This is a genomic window from Sorangium sp. So ce131 (genome assembly GCF_051519095.1).
Lineage (GTDB): Bacteria > Myxococcota_A > Polyangia > Polyangiales > Polyangiaceae > Sorangium.
On the sequence record NZ_CP150455.1, the window covers coordinates 8,195,290 to 8,221,855 of the forward strand.

Annotated in this window: 22 protein-coding genes; 6 read left to right on the forward strand and 16 right to left on the reverse strand. The window is 73.1% G+C overall.

Translation table 11 applies throughout. The features are described from left to right. Positions 1 to 23 precede the first annotated feature (23 nt). The 5 genes from WMF43_RS29805 to WMF43_RS29825 form a co-directional block, all read right to left on the reverse strand. Complete coding sequence (locus WMF43_RS29805; RefSeq protein WP_437669769.1) at positions 24 to 629, reverse strand: hypothetical protein; 606 nt, start codon at positions 627 to 629, stop codon at positions 24 to 26. A 166-nt stretch (positions 630 to 795) separates the two neighbouring features. After that, positions 796 to 2,202: an AAA family ATPase gene (locus WMF43_RS29810; RefSeq protein ID WP_437669773.1), complete on the reverse strand. Its 1,407-nt coding sequence runs from the start codon at positions 2,200 to 2,202 to the stop codon at positions 796 to 798. Positions 2,203 to 2,399: 197 nt separating this feature from the next. Beyond that, entirely contained in the window at positions 2,400 to 4,283 is a 1,884-nt protein-coding gene (locus WMF43_RS29815; RefSeq protein ID WP_437669775.1) for a hypothetical protein, read from the reverse strand. Beyond that, complete coding sequence (locus WMF43_RS29820) at positions 4,270 to 5,247, reverse strand: S8 family peptidase (RefSeq protein WP_437669777.1); 978 nt, start codon at positions 5,245 to 5,247, stop codon at positions 4,270 to 4,272. The genes WMF43_RS29815 and WMF43_RS29820 overlap by 14 nt, the downstream gene beginning before the upstream one ends. After that, positions 5,244 to 6,155: a hypothetical protein gene (locus tag WMF43_RS29825; RefSeq protein ID WP_437669779.1), complete on the reverse strand. Its 912-nt coding sequence runs from the start codon at positions 6,153 to 6,155 to the stop codon at positions 5,244 to 5,246. The genes WMF43_RS29820 and WMF43_RS29825 overlap by 4 nt, the downstream gene beginning before the upstream one ends. Before the next feature lie 220 nt (positions 6,156 to 6,375). On the opposite strand from WMF43_RS29825, the gene WMF43_RS29830 reads away from it, so the two are divergent. From WMF43_RS29830 to WMF43_RS29850, 5 genes are all read left to right on the forward strand, one after another. Further along, positions 6,376 to 6,981, forward strand: a complete 606-nt coding sequence (locus tag WMF43_RS29830; RefSeq protein ID WP_437669780.1) for a hypothetical protein — start codon at positions 6,376 to 6,378, stop codon at positions 6,979 to 6,981. 690 nt (positions 6,982 to 7,671) lie between these two features. Next, on the forward strand, positions 7,672 to 8,103 hold the full coding sequence (locus WMF43_RS29835; protein WP_437669782.1) for a YsnF/AvaK domain-containing protein: 432 nt from the start codon (positions 7,672 to 7,674) through the stop codon (positions 8,101 to 8,103). Between the two features lie 110 nt (positions 8,104 to 8,213). Then, positions 8,214 to 8,990, forward strand: a complete 777-nt coding sequence (locus tag WMF43_RS29840; protein WP_437669783.1) for a YsnF/AvaK domain-containing protein — start codon at positions 8,214 to 8,216, stop codon at positions 8,988 to 8,990. Positions 8,991 to 9,313: 323 nt separating this feature from the next. Next, on the forward strand, positions 9,314 to 10,435 hold the full coding sequence (locus WMF43_RS29845) for a Nif11 family protein (RefSeq protein ID WP_437669785.1): 1,122 nt from the start codon (positions 9,314 to 9,316) through the stop codon (positions 10,433 to 10,435). Between the two features lies 1 nt (position 10,436). After that, positions 10,437 to 11,024, forward strand: coding sequence for a hypothetical protein (locus WMF43_RS29850; protein ID WP_437669787.1), 588 nt, complete (start codon positions 10,437 to 10,439; stop codon positions 11,022 to 11,024). On the opposite strand, the gene WMF43_RS29855 is transcribed toward WMF43_RS29850, so the two are convergent. Further along, complete coding sequence (locus WMF43_RS29855) at positions 10,976 to 13,030, reverse strand: ATP-binding cassette domain-containing protein (protein ID WP_437669789.1); 2,055 nt, start codon at positions 13,028 to 13,030, stop codon at positions 10,976 to 10,978. The two genes, WMF43_RS29850 and WMF43_RS29855, sit on opposite strands and share 49 nt — an antisense overlap. Before the next feature lie 69 nt (positions 13,031 to 13,099). Between WMF43_RS29855 and WMF43_RS29860 the strand changes: the two genes are divergently transcribed. Beyond that, positions 13,100 to 13,771 (forward strand): hypothetical protein, encoded by a 672-nt coding sequence (locus tag WMF43_RS29860; RefSeq protein WP_437669791.1) that lies wholly within the window; start codon positions 13,100 to 13,102, stop codon positions 13,769 to 13,771. Positions 13,772 to 13,852: 81 nt separating this feature from the next. Here the strand turns inward: WMF43_RS29860 and WMF43_RS29865 are convergent, their stop codons facing one another. From WMF43_RS29865 to WMF43_RS29910, 10 genes are all read right to left on the reverse strand, one after another. Next, complete coding sequence (locus WMF43_RS29865; protein WP_437669793.1) at positions 13,853 to 15,136, reverse strand: pyruvate kinase; 1,284 nt, start codon at positions 15,134 to 15,136, stop codon at positions 13,853 to 13,855. A 58-nt stretch (positions 15,137 to 15,194) separates the two neighbouring features. Further along, positions 15,195 to 17,675 carry a SpoIIE family protein phosphatase gene (locus tag WMF43_RS29870; protein ID WP_437669795.1) on the reverse strand — a complete coding sequence of 827 codons (2,481 nt, stop codon included), beginning with the start codon at positions 17,673 to 17,675 and terminating at the stop codon, positions 15,195 to 15,197. Between the two features lie 18 nt (positions 17,676 to 17,693). Next, a complete protein-coding gene (locus WMF43_RS29875) occupies positions 17,694 to 18,071 on the reverse strand; it encodes a hypothetical protein (RefSeq protein WP_437669797.1) in 378 nt (125 codons plus the stop codon). Positions 18,072 to 18,329: 258 nt separating this feature from the next. Then, the gene (locus tag WMF43_RS29880; RefSeq protein WP_437669799.1) at positions 18,330 to 20,810 is read right to left on the reverse strand and encodes a SpoIIE family protein phosphatase; all 2,481 of its coding nucleotides are present in this window, start codon (positions 20,808 to 20,810) and stop codon (positions 18,330 to 18,332) included. A gap of 16 nt (positions 20,811 to 20,826) precedes the next feature. After that, positions 20,827 to 21,204 carry a hypothetical protein gene (locus tag WMF43_RS29885; RefSeq protein ID WP_437669801.1) on the reverse strand — a complete coding sequence of 126 codons (378 nt, stop codon included), beginning with the start codon at positions 21,202 to 21,204 and terminating at the stop codon, positions 20,827 to 20,829. After that, positions 21,185 to 21,640 carry a hypothetical protein gene (locus tag WMF43_RS29890; protein WP_437684119.1) on the reverse strand — a complete coding sequence of 152 codons (456 nt, stop codon included), beginning with the start codon at positions 21,638 to 21,640 and terminating at the stop codon, positions 21,185 to 21,187. The genes WMF43_RS29885 and WMF43_RS29890 overlap by 20 nt, the downstream gene beginning before the upstream one ends. 284 nt (positions 21,641 to 21,924) lie before the next feature. Next, positions 21,925 to 24,408, reverse strand: coding sequence for a SpoIIE family protein phosphatase (locus tag WMF43_RS29895; protein ID WP_437669802.1), 2,484 nt, complete (start codon positions 24,406 to 24,408; stop codon positions 21,925 to 21,927). 17 nt (positions 24,409 to 24,425) lie between these two features. After that, positions 24,426 to 24,803, reverse strand: a complete 378-nt coding sequence (locus tag WMF43_RS29900) for a hypothetical protein (protein WP_437669804.1) — start codon at positions 24,801 to 24,803, stop codon at positions 24,426 to 24,428. Next, a complete protein-coding gene (locus WMF43_RS29905) occupies positions 24,784 to 25,308 on the reverse strand; it encodes a hypothetical protein (protein ID WP_437669806.1) in 525 nt (174 codons plus the stop codon). The genes WMF43_RS29900 and WMF43_RS29905 overlap by 20 nt, the downstream gene beginning before the upstream one ends. Positions 25,309 to 26,106: 798 nt before the next feature. Next, a complete protein-coding gene (locus tag WMF43_RS29910; protein WP_437669808.1) occupies positions 26,107 to 26,562 on the reverse strand; it encodes a hypothetical protein in 456 nt (151 codons plus the stop codon). Between the last annotated feature and the right edge of the window lie 4 nt (positions 26,563 to 26,566).

The window sequence follows — 26,566 nt, forward strand, 5'->3', positions numbered from 1 at the left end:
CGAACGGTACCAGGCAGCCTTGATCAAGGGGAGGACGGGCGGAGCGCGGTGCGGGTCATGGATGCGTACTCGGCCTCTGCGACGACGCTCCGCGCGAGCCAAGCGCTGGCCTCGGCGCGCAGCGCTGGTGGGACGTCCGGCATGTTCGCGATCTCCTGCAGCCTGCGAACGTGGGCGAGGTGGTCGCGACGGCGCTCGAGGAGCGACGGGCGGTCGTTCAGCCGCAACACCTCGTTGACGGTGACCTCAGCGCGCTGGTCGCCATCGATCGCATAGGCGTACTCGTCACGGTAGCCGATGAGCTGCTCCGGCTCGTCTTGCGCGGGATGTACGAGCAGCGGCTCTTCCGCCGAGAGCTTCGCGCGTCGGGAACGAGCGCGAGCTTCGGGGTTACCGAGCGGGAACAGATTTCGCTTGTGTGTGCCGTTGCAGATCCCGCATGAGAACAGGAGATTGTCCCACTCGTAGGCGAGCCAGTAATACCCGGGCCGCTCGACGGGAGCCGTGCGCGCCTGCTGGACGGCCGCTTTCGGCCGGTAATGCTCGACGTCGCCTGCCGCGACATGCTTCACTTTCGACTCGCAATAGCAACACTTGCCGTGGTGCGCCTCGTCGAGCGCCTTCTTCACGGACTGGTGGGCATAGAGGCCGCGGTCGAACGCGAGCGTCGCCTCTCCGCGCCGGATCGCGGCGCGGGCGCCCCGGCACGCGGCGGAGACGGCCGAGCGCGCTGCGGCTGCTCTCTCCCGCAACACCTTGGGGGCCTGGGCGGGCTTGTTGACGTGGATCATCGGCTCACACGGCCCCGCCGCCAGCTTTCTTCAGAGAGCGCGCTGCCCGCGCGATGATGTCCATCGCCTCCATCTGCTCGGGGGTCTCGCCGGTGGGGAGCTCGCCGATCTCCTGCTCGATCCGATCGAGCGCCCGGCGATCGGCGGCGGAGAGGCGCGGCTTGGTAAGGAGCTTCCGGCGCTCCGCGAGCAGCGGATCCAGCGCAGGGGGCCGCGCGCTCGGCAATCCGAAGAGATCGCTGGTCAGGATCTGGTCGACACGCCAGCTGCGGACCGCCGCGGCGCCGTTGTCGATGACCACGTGGTCGCCCTCGCGCCGGAGGACGACGACGTTCGCGTCGGTGGCGGCCTGCACGACGAGCGGGCTGTGGGCGGTGACGACGAACTGGACGTTGGGGAAGCGTCTGGAGAGATAGTCGAGCAGGGTGCGCTGCCAGGCGGGGTGGAGGTGCAGGTCGATCTCGTCGACGAGCACGACAGCCGGCTCGGCGAGGGAGTTCTCGCTTTCCGGATAACGCTCGTAGAGCCGGCTCGCGAGGTCGACCATCCAGGCGAGGAGGGTCTTGTAGCCGAGGCTCAGGCCCTGGAGGGGCACCCAGCCATAAGGCGTCTTCAGGCGGATGCCGGGGCGGGGGCGCGCGGGGTTGTCGGCGAGGTCGGCGAGGATCTCGATGTCGTCGACCTCGGGGAGCAGGTCGATGAGCATGGATCGGACGGCGTCGCGACGGGCGCGGGCCCGTTCCTGGTGCGGCGAGGGCTTATTGGCGACGTAGTCGGCCTGGAGGAGCCACTCCTCGGCATTGCGCAGGGGCACATCATCGCGAAACAGCGTAGAAATGGATGTATCAGCGCCTGTACCGCTCAGGGCGCTCGCGCCCATCCGACGGGTAGCGCCATAACCGAAGCAGCAGAGGTTCGTGAGCTCCAGCTCGTCTAATACGTAACCACCATTCCCATCTTCGCTATCGAACCAGCTCTTGAGCTCGTACTGCTGGAATTCCACGCCGCCACTCAACAGCGCATCACCGAGCGCGATCCTGGCATCGATGCACGCAACCGTTCCCTTCGCCCTCAACATCTCATTGCTGTCGACGGGGAGGGAACTCTCTCCAAGCAAACTCATGACATGCTTGCTCGAGCCACGATGATTAGATGTTATTTCCACCGGCGCGCTCCCCGCGAGCGCCTGAAGCAGCGTAGTCTTCCCGACACCGTTGTTCCCCAAGATGACGGTCCATTGCCGCGGCCTCCCCATGCCGTCCGTCATATCGAGCGTCTGGGCTGGGCCGAAGCAGCGCACGTTCTCCAGCGTCAGCGACAGGAAATAGGCGGCCCTCGCTCCCTTTCGGCCTTCCGCCGTCCGCGTCGTCCGACGCCTCGCCGCGCTCCCCGCCGCTTTCTTCGCCGCCATCAGGTCCCCTATCGCCCAGCCACCCGTCCCGCGCAATCCCGGAGGCCGACCATGCCAGCGCCCCACAGCGCGCTCAAGCGCTCGCTCGCCGCTGCCGGAGCTGCCAGAGGAGATGGGGCGCGGGAGCTCGGAGCGGCAACTGTCCGCGCGGTCCGAGCAGGTGCATCGATCTCACGACTTGTGGAAACGGCAGCGCCTCAGCGCACCACGACGAACCCCAGGCCGTCCACCTTCGCGCCTACCTCCTCCGGCCAGCCGAGCCGCGCGTCGATCCGCACCTCGCCCGGCCCGAGCGCGGCGGCCTGCGCGAGCAGCGCGCCGACCTCGACCGCCTCCATCTCGGCGCCGACGTCGCCCGCGAAAGGCGGGCAGAGCACGCGGCCGCCCGGCGCGAGCGCGAGCGCGGCGCGCGGCGCCTCGCCGAGCGACTCGCACAAGTCATTGAGATCACACAAGATCCCGGCGGGCGCCGCCGCCGCCGGCCAGATCCAGACGGCGAGCCCCGGCAGATCGGCCACGCAGGCCGCCGACGCGCGCTCTCTCGGGAGCGCCAGCCCGCCGACGCCGAGCTGCGGCGACGCGATCGCGGCCACGACGAGCCCCGGCGGCGCGAGCGTCAGCGCCGCGAGGCGGCCGAGGTTGCGCTGCGCCGCGGTCCGGCGCGCGGCGATCGCCGCGAGGTCACCGGGCCGGTCGTAGACGAGCTCGACCTCGCGCTGCACCGCGAGGTGCGGCGCGGTCTGCGCCGCGGCGGCGAGCGCCCGCTCCGCGGCCTCACGGGCCGGCGACGGGCGGTCCGCCTCCGGGCCCAGCACGGCCTCCTCGAGCTCCCGGCGCTCGCCGAGGAGCTGCGCCACCCGCGCAGGCAAGCCCAGCGAGCCGAGCGCCCAGGCAGCGGAGAACCACCCGCCCGCCGCGCCCGCCGCGGGCTCCGCGCCCGCCGCGGGCTCCGCGCCCGCCGCGGGCTCCGCGCCCGCCCCCACCGCAGCCGCCCCGGCAGCAGCACCCTCCCACGCCGCCAGCGCCTCGAGCGAGGCGCGATCCCACGCCGCGAGCGCCGCCCCGAGCGGATTGCCCAGCGCGCCGAACAGCGCCGCCGCCTCGCCGAGCGCCGCCGCGGCGCCAGGGTCGCCGAGGTCGCGCCGGGCGCGCCCGATCGCCCGCGTCGCGTACGCGATCCAGATGCGGAGCGGCGGCGCCGCGCGCTCGGCCACCTCGCGGGCCGACGTCGCGAGCGCGAGCGCGTCGTCGGCGCGGCCGAGCTCCAGCGCCAGCTCCGAGAGGAACGTGAGCGCGCGGGCGCGGCCGAACGCGTCGCCGAGGCGCGCCGAGAGCCACTCCTGCCGCTGCAGCGGGGCGCGGGCGCGCTCGAGCGCGCCGAGCCCGAGCGCCGCCGCCCCGAGCTGCCCGCAGGCGATCGCCTCGCCCACCGCGTCGCCGCGGCGGCGGTGGAGCTCGGCGGCGTGCTCTAGCAGCGCCTCGGCCGCGCCGTGGGCGCCGAGCGCCACGTAGAGCGTGCCGAGCGAGTTCAGGATCTGCGCCCGCTCGTCGAGGAACGGCTCCGAGCGGCGCAGCGCCGCGAGCAGCGTGCGCTGCGCCGCCGCCGCGTCGCCGAGGAGCCGCTCCGCCGTGCCCCGGTAGTGCGTCGCGACGACTGCGGCGCGTCGGCCGGGATCCCCCCCGGCCACGATCGCGTCGAGCTCCGCGATCACATTGGCGCACGCGGACCGCGCGCCCTGGCGCAGGCGCGCGAGCGCCGCCTCGCAGCGCGCGAGGTCCCGAGCCTCGATCGTGCTCGCGCCGCCCTCACGCCCGTACGCGGCGGCGGCGCCGTCGAGGTGCTGGGCCGCGGCGTCGAGCGCGCCCTCGCGCAGCGCGAGCGCACCCCGCGCGAAGCCGAGCGCCGCCGCGACGAGCGGGCCCCCGGAGAGCGGCGCGCCGGGGGCCGCCGCTGGATCACGGGGGTCGCCGCCGGCGAGCGCCTCGACGCGCTCGATCTCGGCGCGCACCTCGGCGCCCGGGGCGCTCCGGAGCAGCCGAGAAAGGGGCGACACGCCCTCGAGCGGCTCAAGCGGGAGCACGGCCCTCCTCCGGGTGCTCCGCGGCCGCCGGCGCGGGCCGCGCCCCCGCCGCGGCCGCCTCGGCGCTCCGCTCCGCCCCGCCCGCGCGCTCCTCCGCGCTCCGCTCCGCCCCGCGCGCGATCTCGTGCAGCGCCGCCTTCACCGCCTCGATCGAGAGCTCCGGCCGCGCCGCCCGGAGCCGCGCGACGTGCGCCGTCACGTGGGGGGCCGCGAACGAGGTGCCGGTCCAGCGCCGCTCGCCGCCGCCGGGGGCCGGCGCGAGCACGTCGTCGCCGGGCGCGAGGATCTCGTGGTCGAGCGTGAGCTCGCTCCGGAGCGCCTCGGGGTCCCGGAACGGCGCCCTGCCCACGCCGATCAGCGACTTGAAGCGCCCTGGATAGGTGCGGAACGACGCCACGTTCGGGCCGGCGGCGACGAGCACGACCTCCGCGGTGTACGCGGCGTCCGCGACCTCGTAGAGCTCGACGATCGAGCGGTGGTCGCCGGGGCGGAGCGGCGCGCTCCTCGGGATGTCGATGCCGAGGCTCAGGTTGACCACGCTGAAGCGCTCGCGGACGCAGAACCGCAGCGCGGCGATGAGCCCGTCGCGCGAGCACCGCCCGTCCTCGCCGAGCGCGCGCACGCTCGTGATCTCGGCCCCGGGCGCCATGCGGTGGAGGATGCCCGCGCAGGCCGTCCCGTGGCCGCCAACGTCACCCGGCTCGACAGGCAGCACCTCGTGCTCGCCGCCGCGCCGGACCAGCGCGACGTGGCGCAGCGCCGCGCCGCGCAGCGCCGGGTGCGCGGCGTCGACGCCCGAGTCGATGAGCGCGACCCGCACGCCGGCCCCGGCGCGCTCGCCGGCGCCGGCGCGCTCGCTGGCGCCGGCGCGCTCGCTGGCCCCGGCGCGCTCGCCGGCGCCGGGCGAACCGCCGGCCCCGCCGTCCGCCCCGCCGCGCGGCCCTGCCGGAGCGGGCGCGGTCACGCGGCACCCCCCTGCCCTTCGTCGAGCGGCCCCCGCGTGTCCTCGTCGCCGCCGCTCGTGTAGGCGTCGATCCGCGCGAGCAGGTCGATCGCGAGCCGGGCCTCCGCGTCGCCGCGCTCGGCGAGCCGCCCCACCACGGCCGCGAGCTCGAGGCGCCGCCGGTACTCCGGCGTGAGACGGAGCGCGCGGATGTGCCGCTCGAGCGCCGCGCGGAGCGAGGTCGGCGTCGCGGACGCCCCCGGGGGAGCCTCTTCGCGCGGCGCTCCCGCGAGCAGGTCCGGCATCGCCCGCGCGAAGAGCTCGAACACGACCCGCTCGGTGCGGAACGACTCCACCGTGAGCGCCAGGACCTCGGCGAGCCGCTCGGCCATGTCGAGCTCCCGCCCGCCGAGCGGCGCGCCGTGGGAGAAGAGGGCGGCGCCGCCCACGGTCGCCGCGCCCACGCGGATCGGCACGAAGACCGCGGCCGCCGGCGCCGCCGACAGCAGCGGGCGCAGCGGGCCGAGGATCGGGTCGCCCTCGGCGAGCGCGACCGCATGCCCGCCGCCGCCGCCGAGCAGGTACGCGAACGGGGTGCCGCTCGGCGGGAACGCCGCGCCCGACGCGCGGAAGCCGGCCGCGTCCGCGACGACGGGCACCGTGAGCCGCCCGAGCGCCTCCATCTCGAGCGCGACGAGCGCCTCCGAGCACGGCAGCGCCAGGCAGGCGAACCGCAGGTGCTCCCCGAGCCCGCGCACGCGCGCCTCCACGGCGCCGAGCAGCGCCGCCGACTCCACGGTCGAGAGCAGGTCGCGGAGGCGCGCGGTGAAGGGGGCGAGCGGCGAGCGCAGCGCGTGGGGTGTCGGCGAAGCGGCCCGCGCCGGGGCCGGCGCAAGGGCACCCGGCGCGGAGCGGTCGGCGAGCGGCATGGGGCGCCGATGTTACCTCCGGACGGCGCCGGAGCGAACCGCCGCGCCCCTTCACGGTCGGCGGCCCTCGCCGCGAGGTTCGCGGTTGACGTGCCCCCGCGCTCTCCTAGCATGAAGAGGCCATGCGGCGATCTGGCTGCCCAGCGCACCGTCCCAGGCGTTTGCCCGCGCGCGCGGCGCTCGGGTCGCGGCGCGCGGCCTCCAGGCGGGCGCAGAGCCGATGAGCCCGGACGCCCGCGAGCAGCGGCGCCGCCTCGCCGTCGTCCTGTGGGGCGTGCTCGGCGTCGTGTTCGTCCTGGTCGAGGCCATCTACCGCCTCGGGGCGACGGCCGCCGGCATCCTTTCCTCGCAGCCGCTCACGACGGGCCAGCTCGTCCTGCTCGCGGTCTGGACGGTCGCGATCGCCTATTTCGAGGGATACCGCGGCTTTCAGCAGCACTTCTCCCCGCGGGTCGTCGCGCGCGCGCTCCACCTCGCGGAGCACCGGCGGCCCCTCCACGTCGCGCTGGCGCCGCTCTACTGCATGGCGCTCTTCCACACCACGCGCCGCCGGCTGATCGCGACGTGGGCGCTGATCGCGGGCATCGTCGCGCTCATCGTGCTCGTGCGGCAGATGTCCCCGCCGTACCGCGCGATCGTCGACGCGGGCGTCGCCTTCGCGCTCGCCTGGGGGACCACATCCATCCTCGTCTTCCTCGCGCGAGGGCTCGCGAACCGCCCGCCCGGCGTGTCGCCGGAGGTGCCGGAGGAGGCGACGAGCCCTGCCGAGGCTGCGCAGGCGCTCGCACATCCGTCCGCACAAGCGGGCAACCCCTGCGACTCGTGACGCCGAGACTACCGAGCACGGTACTCGAGCGAGAGATGAGCCGCCAAGGGCACCAGGGACACTAAGCCACCATCATTTTCTTATTCTTCTTGGCGTCCTTGGCGTCCTTGGCGTTTCGAAACTCCGCTCGTCTCATACGGATTCACCCCACCTGTCGCTCTGCTGTCCAGGCGGGCAGCCCCTGCGATTCACGACACCTCCCCGTCCAGGCGGGCAGCCCCGGCAATTACGCTCTCGTCCGTTCAAGCAGGTTGTCCGCCCTTCGTAATATACAACGCGAAGACACACCACAGAACAGCAGCCGCCCCGGCGAGCCCATGCAGGCTGTCCGCCCTTCGTGATATACAACGCGAAGACACACCACAGAACAGCAGCCGCCCCGGCGAGCCCATGAGTCCACCTCACGGATATGCCCTGAGCTGAACCGCGTTGCTGTCTCACCTGTGGCCTTCTGGTCATCACCTCCGACGCCGCGCTCCTCGGCATCACACCCGTCGTAGAAAAATCTCTCCTTGCTGCACCTGTGGCGCGATGCCCCGCTGCGGGTGGTACGAGGCGTCAGCGAGCGCCCTTTGCGGGCGTCCGATGCGTGTTGCCGTCGCTGGCCCGAACGATGCTTTGCCCGGGGAGCGCTCGCGGAGAGCGCGCCAGTGGGGACCGAGCAGCGCCATCGAGCGTGGACGAGGCATTGTGCAGGACTCGATCAGCAAGCAAGGACCGCCTGAGGCGAAGGGTGAGGCTGCCGGCGAGCTCATCGTGCCTGTCGTGGCGCAGGAGCTCGAGGTGAACAAGCGCACGGTCGAGTCCGGGCGCGTCCGCATCACCAAGGAGGTCCACGAGCGCGAAGAGGCGGTGCAGGAGCCGCTCGCCCGCGAGCAAGTGTTCGTCGAGCGGGTGGCCATCGATCGGGTGGTCGCGGAGCCGCCGGTCACGCGGCAGGAGGGCGACACGCTCGTCGTCCCTGTCGTCGAGGAGGTGCTCGTCGTCGAGAAGCGCCTCTTGCTGAAGGAAGAGCTCCGCATCACCCGGCTTCGCTCGATCGAGCGCAGCCCGACGGCGCACGTCACGCTCCGCAGCGAAGAGGTGCACGTCGAGCGCGTGCCCCCGCGCGACGGTCAATGAGATGTCCCGCCGGGCGGCCAGCGTCGCTCGTCCGGCGACACAATCCCCACCCTCGCGCGTGGTGCGCGAGGGGGCGTGGCCACAGGCCACAACAACCATGGAGGGCCATCATGAACAACAGTGAACGAGCCGTAACCCCGTCCCAACGAGCCCAGCAGCTGAGCAGGTCGCAGCAGCAGACGACGAAGAGCGCCACGGCGAAGACCGATGAGCTCCGGGCCGACGTCCTGCAGGAGCAGGTCGCCGTCCCCGTGATGGAAGAGGAGCTGCAGATCGGCAAGCGCGAGGTGAACCGCGGCGGCGTCCGCGTGTCGAGCCGCCTGGTCGAGCAGCCGGTCGAGGAGGCGGTGAGGCTCCGCGAGGAGCACGTCCACGTCGAGCGGCACCCCGTGGACCGGCCGGTCCAGCCGGCGGCGCTCGACACCTTCCAGGGCGGCACCGTGGAGCTCGTCGAGACCGACGAGGAGGCCGTCGTCGCGAAGAAGGCGCGCGTCATCGAGGAGGTCGTCGTCAGCAAGGCGGTGACGCAGAGGACCGAGCAGATCCGCGAGACGCTGCGCCACACGGAGGTCCACGTCGAGCCGGTGAGCGCGACCGGGCGCAGCGCCAACGGCGCGAGAGGCTACGAGCAGTACGACGCCGACTTCCGGAAGCACTACGAGTCGGGCGCCTACGCGAAGAGCGGTTATGCCTACGACCAGGTCGCGCCGGCCTACCTGTTCGGGTACCAGCTGGGCACGTCGCAGAACTTCAAGGGCCATGACTGGGCGACCATCGAGGCGGAAGCCGGCAAGGCCTGGGAAGAGCGCAACCCCGGCACCTGGGAACACCTGAAGACGGCCGTACGCCACGCCTGGGACAAGGTCTCGGGGCGGAGCGCCAGCTAGCTAGCACCTCGTCGCCAACGTTCGTCCCTGGTTGCGCGAGAGATCTCGCCGAGTGCCCGGCCCGAGGAGCCGCAGTTCCTCGGGCCCACGGCCTTCCCAGCGAACGCCTCGCCGATCAGACGACAGGAGCCAGCGCCCAAGGGGTGCTGCTCGGCGACCCGCTCCATAACGTGAGCAGATCGTCGGCCTTGTGGCTTCAAGCTGGCACCCCCAAGAATTCTCCAGGCCTCGGTCCTGCTCAGCCGCACGCCGGTGTCGAGCCGGCGATCGCGGCGTTGCGGCGCGCTGGAAGCGACGCCCTCGATCACGTCGGAGGGAGTCTCATGTCTCAGAGCCGTGTGGAAGAGTTCTTTATCCGCGCGAGGTCGGACGTGGCGCTGCTTGCGCGGCTCGGGGCCGCGGCCGACATCGCGATGGTCGTGCGCATTGCGCGCGAGGAGGGATTCGCCTTCTCCGCCGACGATCTTGCGGAGGCCGCGCCCCGCTTTCGACCGGGCGGGCTCGCGCTGGAGGAGCGGCGCCAGGCGCGCGACGCCGCGCGGGCGCTCGCCGTCGCGGTCGCCGGGCGAGCCGCCGGGGACACGGTCTATCTCATGCCGGAGGGCGGCGGGGGCGGGACCGGCGATCCTCCGCCGGTGCTCGAGGACATCACCGTCCTGAGCTTCCGCGTCACCCCGCCCTCGATCCGGCCAAGGTCCGGAGGCGCGGAGATCTCGTGGTCGCTGGACGTCCCCGCCGGCCTCCACGCGGACATCACGCTCAACGACGCGCCGGTCGGCCCGAGCGGCTCGATGCGCGACGATCCAGTGGCCAGCAAGACCTACTGGCTTGCGGCCTCGCGGCCGGGCGCGACCCGGATCCTCGGCTGGGCGACGCTCGGCGTGGACAACACGGGCTGCACCGACGACGACAACATCGAGCTTTCACTGATCCAGACCCTCTCCGCCCACACCGCCTTCGTCGCCAAAGGCTTCCGGGAGGGCGTCTCGTACGACGTGAGCGGCATCACCGTGGTGGCGACGATGGGCTCGCTCAGCGACCTCACCGTCGTCGAGGACGGCGGGCTCGTGCTCTTCACCCTGAACCTGTCGCTCGCGGTCGCGGGCATCCCCGGCGGGAGCGTCAGCACCAAGGTGTGGGTCCGCCCCTTCGCGCATGACGGCGCGGTCGAGCACTTCGTCGATCGCTCCGACACATCCTATGTGCTCCCCGCTGCAGCGTGGGCGCTCGCGATTTTCGGGGGGCCCACCGCGATAACGCTGACCGCGGCCATCCGTGAGCTCATTCGGAGGAAGATCGACCCCCTCGTCCGCGACGCGATCGACGGGGGGTCCTCGGTCATCGACGGCTTCTTCCACAATGTCATATCCGTCGCTGTGGTCCCGGCATCCGGCGACGGTGGCGCTTCCATTCGCGCCGTTATCCGCAAGAAGGAGTGCCTCTGACATGCGCCTGCCGCCTGACTCCTTCGTTGGCCGGGTGAGCGCTCTGCCCGTGGTCGGTTTCCCTCGGCCGGCGCTGATCGGAACCGAGCTCGCCGACATCGTCGAGGTGAGAGGAGGGGCCGTGGCCGTCGGCTCGTCCGTGCAACTGGCGTCGGAGCGCGAGGCGTCCTTTCCAGGGCTCCTCGTGCTCAAGCTGGGCAGAGCGGGGGTGATATGGAGCCGCTCCCACGCGCTCTGCCCGCATCGGCTCGACTGCCACGCTTGGAGCCTGCGCCCCGCGGCGATCACGCCGTTCGGCGATGGCTTCGCCGTGGCGGGCACCGCGACGGCGCCGGGCGACGGCGAGCATCACCTCTTCGTCGTGCGTCTCACCGGCGACGGCGAGATCGCCTGGGTCAAGGTCCACGATCGTGCTGGTAGTCCGGCCTCGATCCAGGCCGAGGCGGCGGGGATCGCAGACGTCACCCCCTCCGGCGGCGGGCCGCCGCGCCTCCTCGTTCTCGGCGGCCCCTCCGCCGCCTTGCGGCAGCGCGGACGCGCTCAGCTCCCCTCGGACCGCCGCAGCGCCTCGGCCAGGAGCGACCGGTAGAGCGGCGAGCTCTCGCGGAGGACCTCGTGGGCGCCCACGGCCGCGACCCTGCCGCCGTCGAGCAGCACGTTGAACGTCGACCGGAGCAGGTGCGGCGCGTGGGTCACCACGATCGCGGTGCGCCCGGCGGCGACCTCGCACGCCGTGCGGAGGACCGCCTCGGCGGTCGCTCCCGGCAGGCCCGCCTCCGGCTCGTCCAGCACGAAGACGCGCGGCTCGCGCAGCAGCACCCGCGCGAGGAGCAGCCGCCGGGACTCGCCGCCCGACAGGCTCGGCGGAGACATGTGCACCTCGGTGGCGAGGCCGCGCGATGGCCGCGCCCCCGCCGGCTCGCCCGGCGCCCCGGCCAGCTCGTCGAGCTGCACCCGGCGGAGCGCCTCGCGCATGTGGTCCTCCGACGGCGCAGGCGCGAGGCCGAGCGCGAGGTTGTCGGCGATGCTCCGCTCGAACAGCCGCGCCGACTGGCTCACCACGCCGAAGAGCCGCGGCAGCTCCTCGGGCGGGATCCGCCGTAGATCCACGCCGCCCACCGCGATCGCGCCCGACGACGGCTCGTCGAGGCGCAGCAGCAGGCGCAGGAGCATCGACTTTCCGCTGCCGGAGCGGCCGCAGACGCCGACCACCGCGCCGGCGGGGACGGAGAACGACACGTCCTCGAGGACGGGGCGGCTCGCGCCGGGCGGGGTGAACGTGACCCGGTCGAAGGTGATCGCCAGCGGACGCCTCGCCTCGCTCTCCGGATAGGCCGGACCGGCGGCCTCGCTTCCTGGACGGGTCTCCCCGTTTCCTGGACCGGCCGCCTCGTTTCCTGGAACCCGGGCGGCCGCTTCCGGAGCCGCCGCGGCGTCGGCCTCCGGGCGCGGCGGGTGCTCCGGCAAGCGGAGCAGCGCGAGCGTCGCGCGCAGCAGCGGGGCGCGCTCGATGAAGCCGGCGCGGAGCGCGTCGAGCGCCTCGAGGCGCGCCATCAGGAGCGGCACCACGAGCAGGAGCTCGCCGACCTCGCCCGCGCCGGCGTCCCCGCGGGAGACCGCGATCGCGGCGACGATGACGAGCGGCGCGAGCGCCGCGAACACGCCCTTGATCTGGCCGGAGACGGCGAGCGCCTGGCCGAAGCGGCGGCGCGCGTCCGCAACCCGGGTCGCGGCCAGCGTGAGCTCGCTGACCGCCTGGACGCGGGCGCCGAGCAGGCGCAGGTCCTCCGCGCCGGCGAGCGCCTCGCCGAGCGCGCCGAACACCGCGGTGTCGGCGTGCTGCACCTCGCGCATCGCGCGCCCGACGCGCCGAGACGCCCGGTCCGCGGCGAGGCGCGAGGCGGCGAAGAGCGCCGCGCCGCCCGCGAGCACGAGCGCCATGCCGCTCGAGACGAGCGTCGCCGCGAGCACCACGAGGGTCGCGACCGCCTGGGGCAGGCCGGTCGCGAAGGCGACGCCGAAGTCGGCGACGAGGCCGGCGTCGCGCGCGATCGCGAGCCGCACGACCTCGGCGCCCCGGACGGCGGGCGCGGCCGGCGCAGCCTTCGCGCCGGCCCCCGCGGGCGGCGGCGAGGGGCCGCCCGCGCGGCCCGGGGGCGATGGCGCGGGCCCCGGGCCGCGCGCCTCCACGAGCGCGCGGCCCGCCGCGTCGACGTCGCGGGGCGAGGCGTGGAGCGCCGCCCGGAACAGCGCGACGCGCAGCGCGGCGGTGAGGTCGCCGGCGAGCTCGGAGCTCTTCCGGCCGGACAGCACCGCCACCGAGGCGGACAAGAGCGTCGCGCCGAGCGCGGCGAGGACCACCACGGCCGGCGAGGCGCCGGCGAGCAGCCGGGCGAGCGCGCCGCCGAGGCCGCCCGAGGGCGGCGGCGCGGCGCGCCCGGCGACCGCGCCGAGGGCCACGCCCGCCACCGCCGGCAGCAGGCCGGACAGCGCGCCCGCGAGCGACGAGAGCGCCACGACGAGGGCGAGGCGCGCGCCGGGCGCGGCGCCCAGCGAGCGAAGGCCGAGCCGCAGGATCGCGAGGAGCGCGCGCATCGACGTGCGCGGCTACGCTACACCGCGGGCGCGGTTGCGCGCGACGCGCATCCGATCGACCCTCTCCGCGTGCGCACCGCGCTCGTGGTCCTGCTCCCGCTGCTCGCCGCCTGCGATCGCCCGGAGCCCGCGCCGCCGGCGGCGGGGGACGCCGGCAGCCTCGCCCCCTGGTCGCGCGATGCCGCGGCGCCCGGCGAGCGCGCCGCCCGCGCCGGGACCTCCGGCGCGCCGCCCGTGAGCTCCGCCGACCCGGCCGCGCTCGAGGAGATCCTGGCCGCGGCGCGGGCGGCGGCGAAGCCGCCCGGCGACGGCTCGACCGCCGCGAAGATCGGCACGAGCACCGGCGTCGCGGCGCCCTCGGCGAGCGCGCTCCCGCCCGATCCGGGGCCCGCGCCGGCCCGGGCGCCGCGCGTCGAGATCGGCCTGCCCACGGCGCAGGCCAGCATGTCGACGCCCGCCATCGAGAAGGCGGCGCGGGCGCAGCTCTACTGGGACCTCGTGCAGCGCTGCCGCGGCCCCGACGGCAAGCGGCTGCCGCCCGACGCCGTCCGGGTGGAGTTCAACATCGACGCCGAGGGGTACATCGTGGCGACGTCGATCATCGGGAGCGCGTCCGACCCCCGCCACGACGAGGCCGCCACGTGCATGCGGCGGGAGCTCGCCGGCGCGACGTTCCGCGCGCCGCCGGGCGCGCGCGGCCAGCCGACCCGCGTGACCGCGACCGTCCCGTCGGTCGATTGACCCGGGCGAGGCCACCTCTCCCGCCGCCGCCGCCCCCGCCGGCGGGTAGCCTCCGGAACCCCGCACCCCCGGCGCCCCGCCTCACTCGAGCCGCGACACGCTGAGCGGCCGCATCAGCGCCCGCTTCTTGTCCTGGTGCTCCTGCATCCGCTTCAGCACGTCGACCACGAACGCGACCGTCGCGACGATGTTCTCGCCCTGGTTGAGCATCACGCACTCGGCGCGCGAGCTCATCGCCGCGTCCGTCACCTCCCCGCGCGTCGGCACGCCCGTCTTGTTCAGGCTCTCCAGCACCTGCGTCGCCCAGATCGCCGGCACCAGCGCCGCCTCGCAGAGCCAGAGCAGCTCCTCCTGCACCTCCGCCAGCCGCACGAACCCCATCTCGACGGCCATGTCCCCGCGGGCCAGCATCACCCCCACGCGCTCGCTGCGCATCGCCGCGAGCAGGAGGCGCGGCAGCTGCTTGAACGCGGGCGTCGTCTCCACCTTGAGCACGATCCCGAGGTGCGCGGCCCCGCGCGCCTCGAGCTCCGCCCGCACGCGCTCCACATCGGAAGGAGACCTTACGAAGGAGAGCCCCACCATGTCCGCGCTCCGGGCGATGAAGTCGAGATCCGCGAGATCCTTCGGCGTGAGCGAGGGGATCCCGAGCTCGGTGTCCGGGAAGTTCAGGCCCTTTCCGGGCTTCAGCTTGACCGAGCCCTGGCGCGCGAAATCCACCTCGACGAGCGCGGCGCCGTCGGCGACCAGCTTGACCGTGCCGGCGAGCTTGCCGTCGTCGTAGAACACCCGGTGCCCGGGCCGGAGGTCGTCGATGATCTCCGGGATGGTGCAGCCGACGACGAGCGCGTCGCCGCCCCCGGCGTCGCCCGCGACGCCGAGCGACGCGCGCGTGTTCTTCACGTCCTTGCAGAGCCAGAGCCGCGGCCGCGCGCCCGACTCCGGCAGGGTCACCCGCGGCGGATCCCCGGGGATCTTGCTCACGCGCGGGTTCGGGCCGGCGATGTCGCACAGGATCTTGCAGCGGACCCCGAGCTTCTGCGCGACGCCGCGGAGCCGCCCGACGAGCTCGGACCACTCGCCCGCGTCCCCCTTCGAGCAGTTGATCCGCGCGATGTCCATGCCGCCCTCGAGCAGCCTCCTGAGCTCGCCCTTCCCCACGTCCGTGGGGAGCGTGACCATCACCCGCGTCTGCCGCTCCGGCCGGCCCTCGCCGAGCAGCGCCTCGGTGTGCTCGTCGAGCAGCGACTCGCCCGACGTGAACGTGGTCGGCGGCTCGCCGGGCGCCCGCCCCTCGGGGCGCCGCGCCAGCGCGTCGAGGGCGCAGAGCACCGCGTCCAGCGACGCGAGCGCGCAGCGCTCCATGCGCCCGAGGGAGCTCAGGCCGAGCGAGGCGAGCTCCGCGCGGCGCGGGCGCCCGGCGCTACGGGGGCGCGCTGTACCGCGCCACGACGATCGTGATGTCGTCGTCCGGGCTCGGGGACCAGCCCTCGACCTCGCTCAGGATCCGGTCGCGGATCACCTCCACGGGCGACGCCTGGACGGCCTCGATCGTGGCGCAGAGCCGCTCCAGGCCGAACTGCTCGTGGTGGGCGCTCCGCGCCTCCGTCACGCCGTCGCTGTAGAGCACGAGCACGTCCCCGTCCTCCAGCACGAGCTCGGCGTCCCGCGTCATCGCGTCGACGTCCGGCAGCGCGCCGATCCAGACGCCCGTGCTCGGGATGCACTCGCACCGCCCGGTGCGCGCGCGGCACACGACGATGTCCTCGTGCGCCCCCGCGAACGTCACCCGCCCGCTCCGCTCGTACCGCAGGAGCAGCAGCGTCGCGTGCTCGTCCCGCTTCAGCCGGCCGCGGACGTTCTTGTACACGGCCCGGTTGAGCGCGACGACGAGCTCCCGCGGGCCCGCGCCCGGATCCTTGCTCGTCAGCGCCGCCACCATGCTCTGGATCATCAGCATCACGAGCCCCGCCGCGAGCCCGTGCCCGGCGACGTCGCCGATCCCGAGCCAGCCGCCCCCGGGCGTCGCGATGACGTCGTAGTAGTCGCCGCCGACCTCCGCGGCCGGCTTCATCGCCGCGCAGACCTCGAGCGCCTCGATCGCCTGCTGCTCGGGCCGCTCCGGCACCAGCGTGGTCTGGATCCGCGCCGCGACCACGCTCTCCTGGCGCCCCCGCTCCTGCTCCAGCCGCTCGCGCAGCTCCACCTGCCGCACCACCTCCCGGTGCAGCGCCACCGTCTTCACCGCCGAGCCGAGCTGCAGGCGCAGCGCGTCGTAGACCATCTCGTTCACGCCGCTGTCGAGCGCCATCACCCCGAAATGTTCGGTGTTGCCGAGCGTGATCGGCATCACCACCATGGTCCTGCGGCGCTCGTCCGAGCGCAGGATCCCGGGCGGGGCGAGCTGCTGGACCGGGAAGCTCTCGGAGGGGGCCTCCACCTCGCGGCCGTCCTCCATCACATAGAGCGGCCGGAGGGCGGTGCGCTGGGCGTCCTCGTAGAGCGAGATCGCGACGCGCGTGAAGTGCAGCCGCGGCATCTCCGAGGCGAGCATGCGCTTCAGGAGGGGCAGGCTCAGGCACGTCGAGAACCACCGCCCGCTCCAGCTCAGGTCGATCGAGGCGACCTCGACCTCGAGGCGCTGGTGCCCCTCGGCGCGCACGGACGCGCTGCCGATCACGACGCGGCACGCGTGCCAGAGCTGCTCCAGGGCCTCGTTGGTCGCGGCCGCGGCCGGGTCCTCGGGCGGCCGGCGGAGCCGCGCGCGCAGCAGCGTGATCACGCCCTGGAACAGGTCGAGGAACACCCCCTCGCGCGCCGCCGCGTCGAGCAGGCGCTCCAGCGCGCGCAGGAAGCGGCCCTCGCCGCCCGCGAGCTCCTCCTCGAGCGCCGCGAGCAGCGCGGCGGGCCAGGCGCCGAGCGACGCGGAAGGGATCCCCACGGCGAGCTCGAGCGCGCGCTCCAGGTCGTCCCGGCGGCCGCCGAGCGCGAGCGCCCCGGCGCGCGGCGACCCCGCCGGGGCCTCAGAGGCCGCCTGGAACGCGCAGCCGCACGACTCGCGCCGCGTGAGCTCGATCTGCTGGAGGTTGCGCTCGGGCACCGCCTCGCCGTCGAGGAGGCGCAGCACCGTCTCGAGCGCGAGCGCGCCGAGCCGCTTGATGGGCTGGCGCACCGTCGTCAGCGACGGCTTCGTGTAGCGCGCCACGCCGACGTCGTCGAAGCCGCACACGAGCACGTCCTTCGGGACGTCGCGGCCGGACGCCTTGAGCTGCTCGATCGCCCCGAGCGCCATGTTGTCGTTCGCCGCCACCACGGCGTCGAACGCGACCCCGCGGCCCAGGATCTCGGCCATGGCGGTGCGGCCGGTGTCGATCGTGAACTCGCCGATCGCGACGAGGCGCTCGTCGTACGGGATCGCGCGCGCGAGCAGCGCCCGCCGGTACGCCGCGGCCCGGACGCTCGCCTCCCCGTTGTGCGTCGGGCCGCCGAGGTACGCGACGCGCCGGCGCGCGTGGTCGTCGATCAGGTGCCCGGCCGCCATCTCGATCCCGAGCCCGTTGTCGACGACGACGCTGGGGACGCCCTCCAGCGCGAGGCCGATGCTGCAGACGGGCAGCGGCGCGTAGTTGCGGCAAAAGCTCCGCATCCCCTCGACGCCCACGTGGTTGCCGAGCGTCCCCGAGGCGACGACGACGCCGTCGACCAGATCGGCGCCGACGAGGCGGTAGATGCGGTTCGTGGCGGACTCGGACGGGCCGTGGCCGGCGAGCGTCTCCCCGACGGCGATGACGAGGTCCACGTCGTGCGCCTCGGCCGCGCGCTCTACCCCGATCCGCAGCGCGGACTGGTACTCGCCGCGCACGTAGTCCATGAGGAGTGCGATCGTCCGGCGCCGCTGCGTCATCGCCTGAGGCCCCCCGGGTCAGGTGTCCGTGATCGAGACGAGCTCGGGGGACATGCGCTCTAGCGCCGTCAGGCTCCTGCGCTGCCACCCGAGCCGCGCGTCGGTCATGAACAGCACCTTGCACTTCATGCCCAGGTTCGCGAGCCCGCAGATGAAGCTGATGAACGCCTTCAGGCAGCTCGAGTTCAGGAAGTAGAGGGCCCGAACGTCGAACTCGACCGCGTGGATCGAGAGGCGTATCACCTCGGTGTGAAGGACCTTGAAATAGGTGTTCAGCGGCCCGGCCGCCGCCATGTCGCCCGTCCCGCTGAGCTTGACGACAAGGGTGTCGTCCCTCAGGTCCGGCTCGATCCCGAAGCTGTCCGTCACGACAGACTCAAGCTTTAGGCTGCTCATCTACCTCCACCTCCCGACCGGCGCATGCGCGGTGATCGTCAGCTCGTCCCCTTCTACCGTGTAGTCCACGTCGAGGCCCCCCTCGGGCCGGACCCGCGCGAGGCGCCGGCCGGAGCACCCCGCTCGCCGCCTGCTCGCTCGGAGAGAACGTGACGCACAGGAACAGTGAACCACGCTGGCTCGGCTCGGGCGCTGTCACGGTCTGGCGAGCCTACGTGGTTCTCGCGCCGGATCCAATCCCCCTCCGCGCGCGGGGCTTCAGCGGAGCGCGCGGTATCTCGCCACCACGACCGTGATGTCGTCGTCCGGGCTCGGGCACCAGCGCTCGACTTCCCTCAAGATCCGGTCGCGGATCACCTCCACGGGCGACGACTGGGCGGACTCGATCGCGGCGCAGAGCCGCTCCAGCCCGAACTGCTCGTGGTGGGCGCTCCGCGCCTCGGTCACGCCATCGCTGTAGAGCACGAGCACGTCTCCGTCCTCGAGGACGAACTCGGCGTCTCGCGTCATCGCGTCGATGTACGGCAGCGCGCCGATCCAGACGCCCGAGCTCGGGATGCACACGCACCGCCCGGTGCGCGCGCGGCACACGAGGATGTCGTCGTGCGCCCCCGCGAACGTCACCCGCCCGCCCCGCTCGTACCGCAAGAGCAGCAGCGTCGCGTGCTCGTCCCGCTTCAGCCGGCTGCGCACGTTCTCGTACACCGCCGCGTTGACCGCCGAGATCACCCTGGCCGGGCTCTGGCCCGGATCCCTCCGCGTCAGCGCCGACACCATGCTCTGGATCATCAGCATCACGAGGCCCGCCACGAGCCCGTGGCCGGCGACGTCGCCGATCCCGAGCCAGCCGCCCTCGGGCGCCGCGATGACGTCGTAGTAGTCGCCGCCGACCTCCGCGGCCGGCTTCATCGCCGCGCAGAGCTCGAGCCCCTCGACCTCCAGCTGGTCCGGCGCCAGCGTGGTCTGGATCCGCGCGGCCACCTCGCTCTCCTGGCGGACCTTCTCCTGCTCCAGCCGCTCGCGCAGCTCGACCTGCCGCACCACCTCGCGGTGCAGCGTCACCGTCTTCACCGCGGAGCCGAGCTGGAGGCGAAGGGAGTCATACACCATCTCGTGCGCGCCGCTGTTCAGCACCGCGATCCCGAACCGGTCGACGTCGCCGAACGCGACCGGGACCACGGCCACGGTCGTCCGCGAGGGCGTGTCCAGGAACCCGGCCGGCGCGAGCAGGCGCGCCGGGAAGCTCACGGGCAGCGCGTCCACCTCGCGGCCGTCCTCCATCAAGAAGAGCGGCTGCATCGTCGTGCGCTGCGCGTCGTCGTAGAGCGACACCGCGACGCGCGAGAGGTGCAGCCTCGGCAGCTCCGCCGCCATCACGCGCCTCAGGTTGGGCAGGCTCAGGCAGGTCGAGAAGTTCCGCGCGCTCCAGCTGAGGTAGAGCGAGGCGAGCTCCACGCTGAGCCGCTGCTCGCCCTCGGCGCGCGTGGACGCGCTCCCGATCACGATCCGCGCCGCGTGCCAGCGCCGCTCCAGGGCCTCGTCGAGGGCCCGGTCGCCGCCCTCCTCGGGCGGCGGCTGGCGGAGCCGCTCCCGGAGCAGCGAGATCGCCCCCTGGAAGTGCTCGAGCAGCGCGCCCTCGCGCGCCGCGGCCTCGAGGATCACCTCGAGCGCCTGGAGGAAGCGGCCCTCCGCGCCCGCGATGTCCTCCTCGAGCGCCGAGAGCAGCTCGCCGGGCCAGCCGAAGAGCGCGCCCGTCGGGATCGTCACGCACCGCCGGAGGCCGCGCTCCAGCGATCCCCGCTGCCCCGCGAGCGAGAACGCCCCGCCCCGCGCCAGCATGGCCGGCGGCGCGAGCGAGGAGCCCACCTCGGAGGCGCAGCCGCAGGACTCGCGGCGCGTGAGCTCGACTTGGAGGAGCGACCGCTCCGCGACCGGCGCGCCGTCGATCAGGCGCGCGATCGTGTCCACGGCTATCGCGCCGAGCTGCTTCATGGGCTGGCGGACCGTGGTCAGCGACGGCTTCGCGAAGCGCGCGATGACCGCGTCGTCGAAGCCGCTCACGAGCACGTCCTCGGGGATGCGCAGCCCCCGCTCCTTGAGCGCCTCGATGGCCCCGAGGGCCATCTTGTCGTTGGCGGCCACCACAGCCTCGAGATCGACCCCACCGTCCAGGATTTGGCGCATCGCGTCATAACCGCTGTCGATGGTGAACTTGCCGCAGGCGACGAGGCGCGGGTCGAAGGGGAGGGCGCGCGCCGCGAGCGCCCGGGCGTACGCCTCGGCGCGCGCCTCGGCCTCCTCGTTGCCGGGCGGCCCGCCGACGAACGCGACGCGCTGGCGGCCGTGATCGTCGACCATGTGCGCCACCGCCATCTCGATCCCGGAGGTGTTGTCGACGAGGATGCTCGGGATCCCGTCGATGGCGAGCCCGATGCTGCAGACGGGCAGCGGCGCGTACGAGCGGCAGAACGCCCGCATGCCCTCGATCCCGACGTGGTGGCAGAACGTCGCCGCGGCGACGACGACGCCGCTGACCGTCTCCGCGCCGATCAGGTGATAGAAGCTGCTCGGCCCGGCCGCCCCGCCGGGGCCGCTCGCGGCGAGCGCCTCGCCGAAGGCGATCAAGAGGTTGAGATCGTGCGCCTCGGCCGCCCGCTCGACGCCGAAGCGCACCTCGGACTGGTAGTCTCCGCCCACGGCGTCCATCACGAGCGCGATCGTCCGGCGCTTCTTCGTCATGGCCTGAGCCCCCCGGTCAGGTGTCGGCGATCGAGACGAGCTCCGGCGACATGCGCTCGATCGCCGAGAGGCTCCGCCGCTGCCACGGGAGCCGCGCGTCGGTGAGGAACCGCGTCCTGCACTGGAGGCCGAGGCTCGCGAGGCCGTAGACGAAGCTGATGAACGCCTTGAGGCAGCTCGAGTTGAGGAAGCCGAGGGCCCTCACGTCGAACTCCACCTCGCTCACCGAGAGGCGTATCACCTCCGGCTGAAGGGCCTTGAGGTAGTCCCCGAGCGGCCCGGCCGCCGCCATGTCGCCGGTGCCGGTGAGCTTGACGCCGAGGGCGTCGCCCCGCTGGGCCGCCTCGATGCCGAAGCTCTCCCTCACGACGGGCTCAAGCCTTAGGCTGCTCATCGCCCCTCCACCTGCCGATCGGCGCGTGCGCGGTGATCGTCAGCTCGTTCCCTTCTATCGTGTAATCCACGTCGAGCCCCCCCTCGGCCCGGACCCGCGCGAGGCCCAGCCCCGATACCCCTTCTACCATCGCCGTCTCGCAGATGAGCGCGTCATAGTGCTTCACCGGGTCGTCCGCGGTCTTCAGCGAGAGCAGCCGCCGCTCGACCTCGCGAAGCCGCTCCGGCGAGGCCTCGTTGCGCGCCCGGATCTTCATCACGCACGAGCTCTCCGCCCCCTCCAGCGCGAGCTCCAGGCTGACGCGCGGGCCGCACGAATACTTGGTGATGTTCTCGGCGAGCTCGTGCGCCGCCATGTAGAACCGCGAGCTCACGTTCGCGTCGTCCAGCACCATGCTGCAGAAGCTGGAGACCAGCCGGAGCACGCCGCTCGCCATCCGCTCGTTCGGGAAGAACGTGATGCACAGGAACAGGGAGCCAGCCTGGCTCGGATCGGAACCGGACACGATTCCACCAGCCTACGTCGTTTTCGATCCGAATCCAATCCCTTCTGCACGCGGGGGCGCACAGGCGCTTATGTAGGCGAGGAGGGCGACTCCAGGTCTTTATCCGTGCTCGCGTGCTCGCATCCCGCGCTCGCATCCCGCGCTCGCATCCCGCGCTCGCATCCCGCGCTCGCCGGGAGCGCCGCGCCGCGCCGGGGGTCGAGGCGGCCGACGGCTCAACGGGGCGCGCGGTACCTCGCCACCACGACCGTGATGTCGTCGTCGGGGCTCGGACACCAGACCTCGACTTCCCCGAGGATCCGGTCGCGGATCACCTCCACGGGCGACGACTGGGCGGACTCGATCGCGGCGCAGAGCCGCTCCAGCCCGAACTGCTCGCGATGGGCGCTCCGCGCCTCGGTCACGCCGTCGCTGTAGAGCACGAGCACGTCCCCGTCCTCCAGCACGAACTTGGAGTCTCGCGTCATCGCGTCGATGACCGGCAACGCGCCGATCCAGACGCCCGTGCTCTTGACGCACACGCACCGCCCGGTGCGCGCGCGGCACACGAGGATGTCGTCGTGCGCCCCCGCGAACGTCACCCGCCCGCCCCGCTCGTACCGCAAGAGCAGCAGCGTCGCGTGCTCGTCCCGCTTCAGCCGGCTGCGCACGTTCTCGTACACCGCCGCGTTGACCGCGGAGACGATCTCGCCCGGGCTGGCCGTCGGCTCGCTGCGCGCCAGCGCCGACACCATGCTCTGGATCATCAGCATCACGAGCCCCGCCGCGAGCCCGTGCCCGGCGACGTCGCCGATCCCGAGCCAGCCGCCCCCGGGCGTCGCGATGACGTCGTAGTAGTCGCCGCCGACCTCCGCGGCCGGCTTCATCGCCGCGCAGAGCTCGAGCCCCTCGACCTCCAGCTTCGCCGGCACCAGCGTGGTCTGGATCCGCGCCGCGACGACGCTCTCCTGGCGGACCTTCTCCTGCTCCAGCCGCTCGCGCAGCTCGACCTGCCGCACCACCTCCCAGTGCAGCGCCGCTGCCTTCACCGCGGAGCCGAGCTGCAGGCGCAGCGCGTCATACACCATCTCGTTGGCGCCGCTGTTCAGCACCGCGACGCCGAACTTCTCCGCGTCGCCGAAGGCGACCGGGAGCGCGATCACGCTCCTGCGCTCGGCGCCGAACAGGAACCCCTCCGGCGCGAGCTGCCGCGCCGGGAAGCTCGCGGGCGGCTCCTCCACCTCGCGGCCGTCCTCCATCATGAAGAGCGGCTTCATGGTCGTGCGCTGCGCGTCGTCGTAGAGCGACACCACGGCGCGCGAGAACTGCATCCGCGGCAGCTCCGACGCCATCATCCGGTGGAGGATGGGCAGGGAGAGGCACGTCGCGAAGCTCCGCGCGCTCCAGCTGAGGTACAGCGCGGCGAGCTCCACGTTGAGCCGCTTCCGGCCCTCGGCGCGCACGGACGCGCTCCCGATCACGATGCGCGCGCCGTGCCAGACGCGCTCCAGCGCGTCCTCCAGGGCCGGGTCGCGCCGGCCCCCCGGGCCGCCGAGGAACCGCGCGCGGAGCAGCGTGATCACGCCCTGGAAGTGCTCGAGCAGCGCGCCCTCCCGCGCCGCGGCGTCGAGCAGCGCCTCGAGCGCGTGGAGGAAGCGGCCCTCCTTGCCCGCGAGCTCCTCCTCGAGCGCCGAGAGCAGCGCGCCGGGCCAGCCCTGGAGCGATCCGGCCGGGATCGCGACGCTCTGCTCGAGCAGGCGCGCGAGCTCCTCCCGCTCCTGCCGCGGCGCGGCGAGCGCGGGCGGCCCGCGCCGCGCCGCCCTGCTCGGCGGCGCGCCCGCGGACTCGACCTGCATGCCGCAGCCGCAGGACTCGCGCAGCGTGAGCTCGACCGGGAAGAGGCTGATCTCCGGGACCGGCTCGCCGTCGAGCATGCGCACGATCGTGTCGACGGCGCGCGCGCCGAGCCGCTTGATGGGCTGGCGGATGGTGCTGAGCGACGGCTTCCCGAAGCGCGCGATGACCGCGTCGTCGAAGCCGCACACGAGGACGTCCTTCGGGACGCGCAGGCCGCGCTCCTTGAGCGCCTCGATCGCGCCGAGGGCCATGTTGTCGTTGGCGACGACGAGCGCGTCGAACTCGACCCCGCGCGAGAGGATCTCGCGCATGGCGTTGCGCCCGCTGTCGATCGTGAACTTGCCGAAGGCGACGAGCTCCGGGTCGTGGGGGAGAGACCGCGCCGCGAGCGCCCGGAGGTACGCGCGGGTGCGCGCCTCCGCCTCCTCGTTGTTGGCCGGCCCGCCGATGAACGCGACGCGCCGGCGCCCGTGGTCGTCGACCATGTGCCCCACCGAGATCTCGATGCCGGAGGCGTTGTCGACGACGAGGCTCGGGACGCCGCCGATCCCGACCCCGATGCTGCAGACGGGCAGCGGCGCGTAGGACCGGCAGAAGCGCTGCATCCCCTCGACGCCGACGTGATGGCAGAGGGTCGTCGAGGCGACGACGACGCCGTCGACGGTCTCCGGGCCGATGAGGTGATAGATGCTGTTCTGCGCCGCCTCGGCCACGCCGGGGACGGCGAGCGTCTCGCCGAAGGCGATCACGAGGTTGACGTCGTGCGCCTCGGCCGCGCGCTCGACCCCGAAATGGACCTCGGACTGGTATTCGCCCCGCACGAAGTCCATCAGGAGGGCGATGGTCCGGCGCTTCTTCGTCATGGCCTGAGCCCCCCGGGTCAGGTGTCGGCGATCGAGACGAGCTCCGGCGACATGCGCTCGATCGCCGCGAGGCTCCGCCGCTGCCACGGGAGCCGCGCGTCGGTGAGGAACTCCGTCCTGCACCGGAGGCCGAGGCCCGCGAGGCCGCTGACGAAGCTGATGAACGCCTTCAGGCAGCTCGAGTTCAGGAAGTGGAGGGCCCGCACGTCGAAGACGACCGCGCGGGCCGACAGGCGCGCCACCTCCTGCTGGAGGGCCTTGAGGTGGCCGCCGAGCGGCCCGGCAGCCGCCATGTCGCCCGTCCCGGTGAGCCGCACGGAGACGGTGTCGTCGCGCAGGATCGTCTCGGCCCCGAAGCTGTCCAGGGCGACGGGCTCAAGCCTTAGGCTGCTCATCGCCCCTCCACCTGCCGACCGGCGCGTGCGCGATGATGGTGAGCTCGTTGCCTTCTATCTTGTAATCGACGTCGAGGCCGCCCTCCGCCCGGACGCGCGCGAGGCCCAGCCCGGACACGCCCTCCACCATCGCCGTCTCGCAGATGAGGTCATCGTAGTGCTTCACCGGGTCGGTCGCGGTCTTCAGCTCGAGGAGCCGCCGCTCCACCTCGCGCAGCTGCTCCGGAGACGCCTCGTTGCGCGCGCGGATCTTCATGATGTACGCGCTCTGGTCCTCCTCCAGCGCGAGCTCCAGGCTGACGCGCGGCCCGGTGGAGTACTTGGTGATGTTCTCGGCGAGCTCGTGCGCCGCCATGTAGAACCGCGAGCTCACATTGGCGTCGTCGAGCACCATGCCGCAGAAGCTCGACACGAGCCGCAGCACCGCGGTGGCCAGGCGCTCGTTGGGGAAGAACGTGATGCAAAGGAAGAGCGATGCATTCTGGCTCGGTTCGACAGCTGACACGATTCGAACAGCGTACTTCGTTCCCGGACCGGAGCCAATCCATTTGACCGTCGCTGCGGCGGAGCTCATGTAGGTGAGCGGTGGCCCTGTGAGAGTCGACTGACAGGCGGGCGCCGCGGTGAATCGCGGGCCAGGTGATTGGCGCGTGGTGATGCCCAGGGCGGGCGTGTTCATCGCCCGGTGAGCGCGGATACGAGCGCTCGGGGGCTGCGGTGCGTCATGGGCGAAGGCGGGGCGTGTCGGCGGAGAATGGGTGAGCTGGAACGCTCAGCGCGAATGGTGACGAGCGACACACCGCGGCAGGTGGGGAGTCAGGAGAGGTGTCGAGAAGGGCGGCGGGCGGGCGGGCGAGCCGGCCAGGCAGGGGGCCTGGCGCAGCTCGCCGCACAGGGGCCGCGGATGTGCTCAGCGGGGCGAGGCATCCTCCGAGCGCCGTGGCGAACCGCGACAGCTCAGGCCTCCGGGAACTGCATACCGGGCTCGCAGTCGTCCTCCTCGAGACGCCAAGGGCGCCAAGAGCGCCAAGGACGCCAAGAGGAGAGGGAAAGATCGTCCGGGATTTTCTCCTCCTATCTCCATGGTTTCTTGGCGTCCTTGGCGTCTTGGCGTCCTTGGCGCTTCGAACCCCGGCTCAGTCTTACCGCAGCAGAGCCAGCGCGGGTCTTCGTGAGCCGCCAAACCCCGCCGCGCCTGCGGGAGCCGTCACCGGAGCTTCACGGCACGGTTTTCTGACAGGCCCTTTGCCGTCATCTCGAACAGCGACCTACAACGTCGAGCCCAAGGACCAGGCTCCGCACGTCACCCCGCGGGACGTGTGATCACGAGCCCTCGCGCCCTTATCTCCTTCAGGTACGCGATGGACCTCATCTCCGGGCAGCGCAGGACGGCCTGCTGGAAGGCCGGAGGCGGGCGATAGTCGTGGGCATCGATGTAGTGCGCGATCAAGCTCGGAGCGACGTGTACCCCATCGCTCGCAGGGACGAATAGGTTGTTCGCGCCGACGCGGATCGCCGTCCCCTCATATCGAAGCTCGCGCGGCCCGCCCGTGAATCGGCAGTAAGGACATCGCTGACTTCCGCCGGCGGCGACGGGCTGCCACGGTTCGGAGAGGAGCCGCACCAGCGCTCCGAAGAGCTCCTCGGGCACCGGGCCGGTCGCGAACGGATGGCCCGGCTCGAGCCATCCGACCGCCCGCAGGACATCCTGCCAGCGACCGAAGTAATCACACGGGCTCAGGTCAGCATAGTAAGCCACGGCA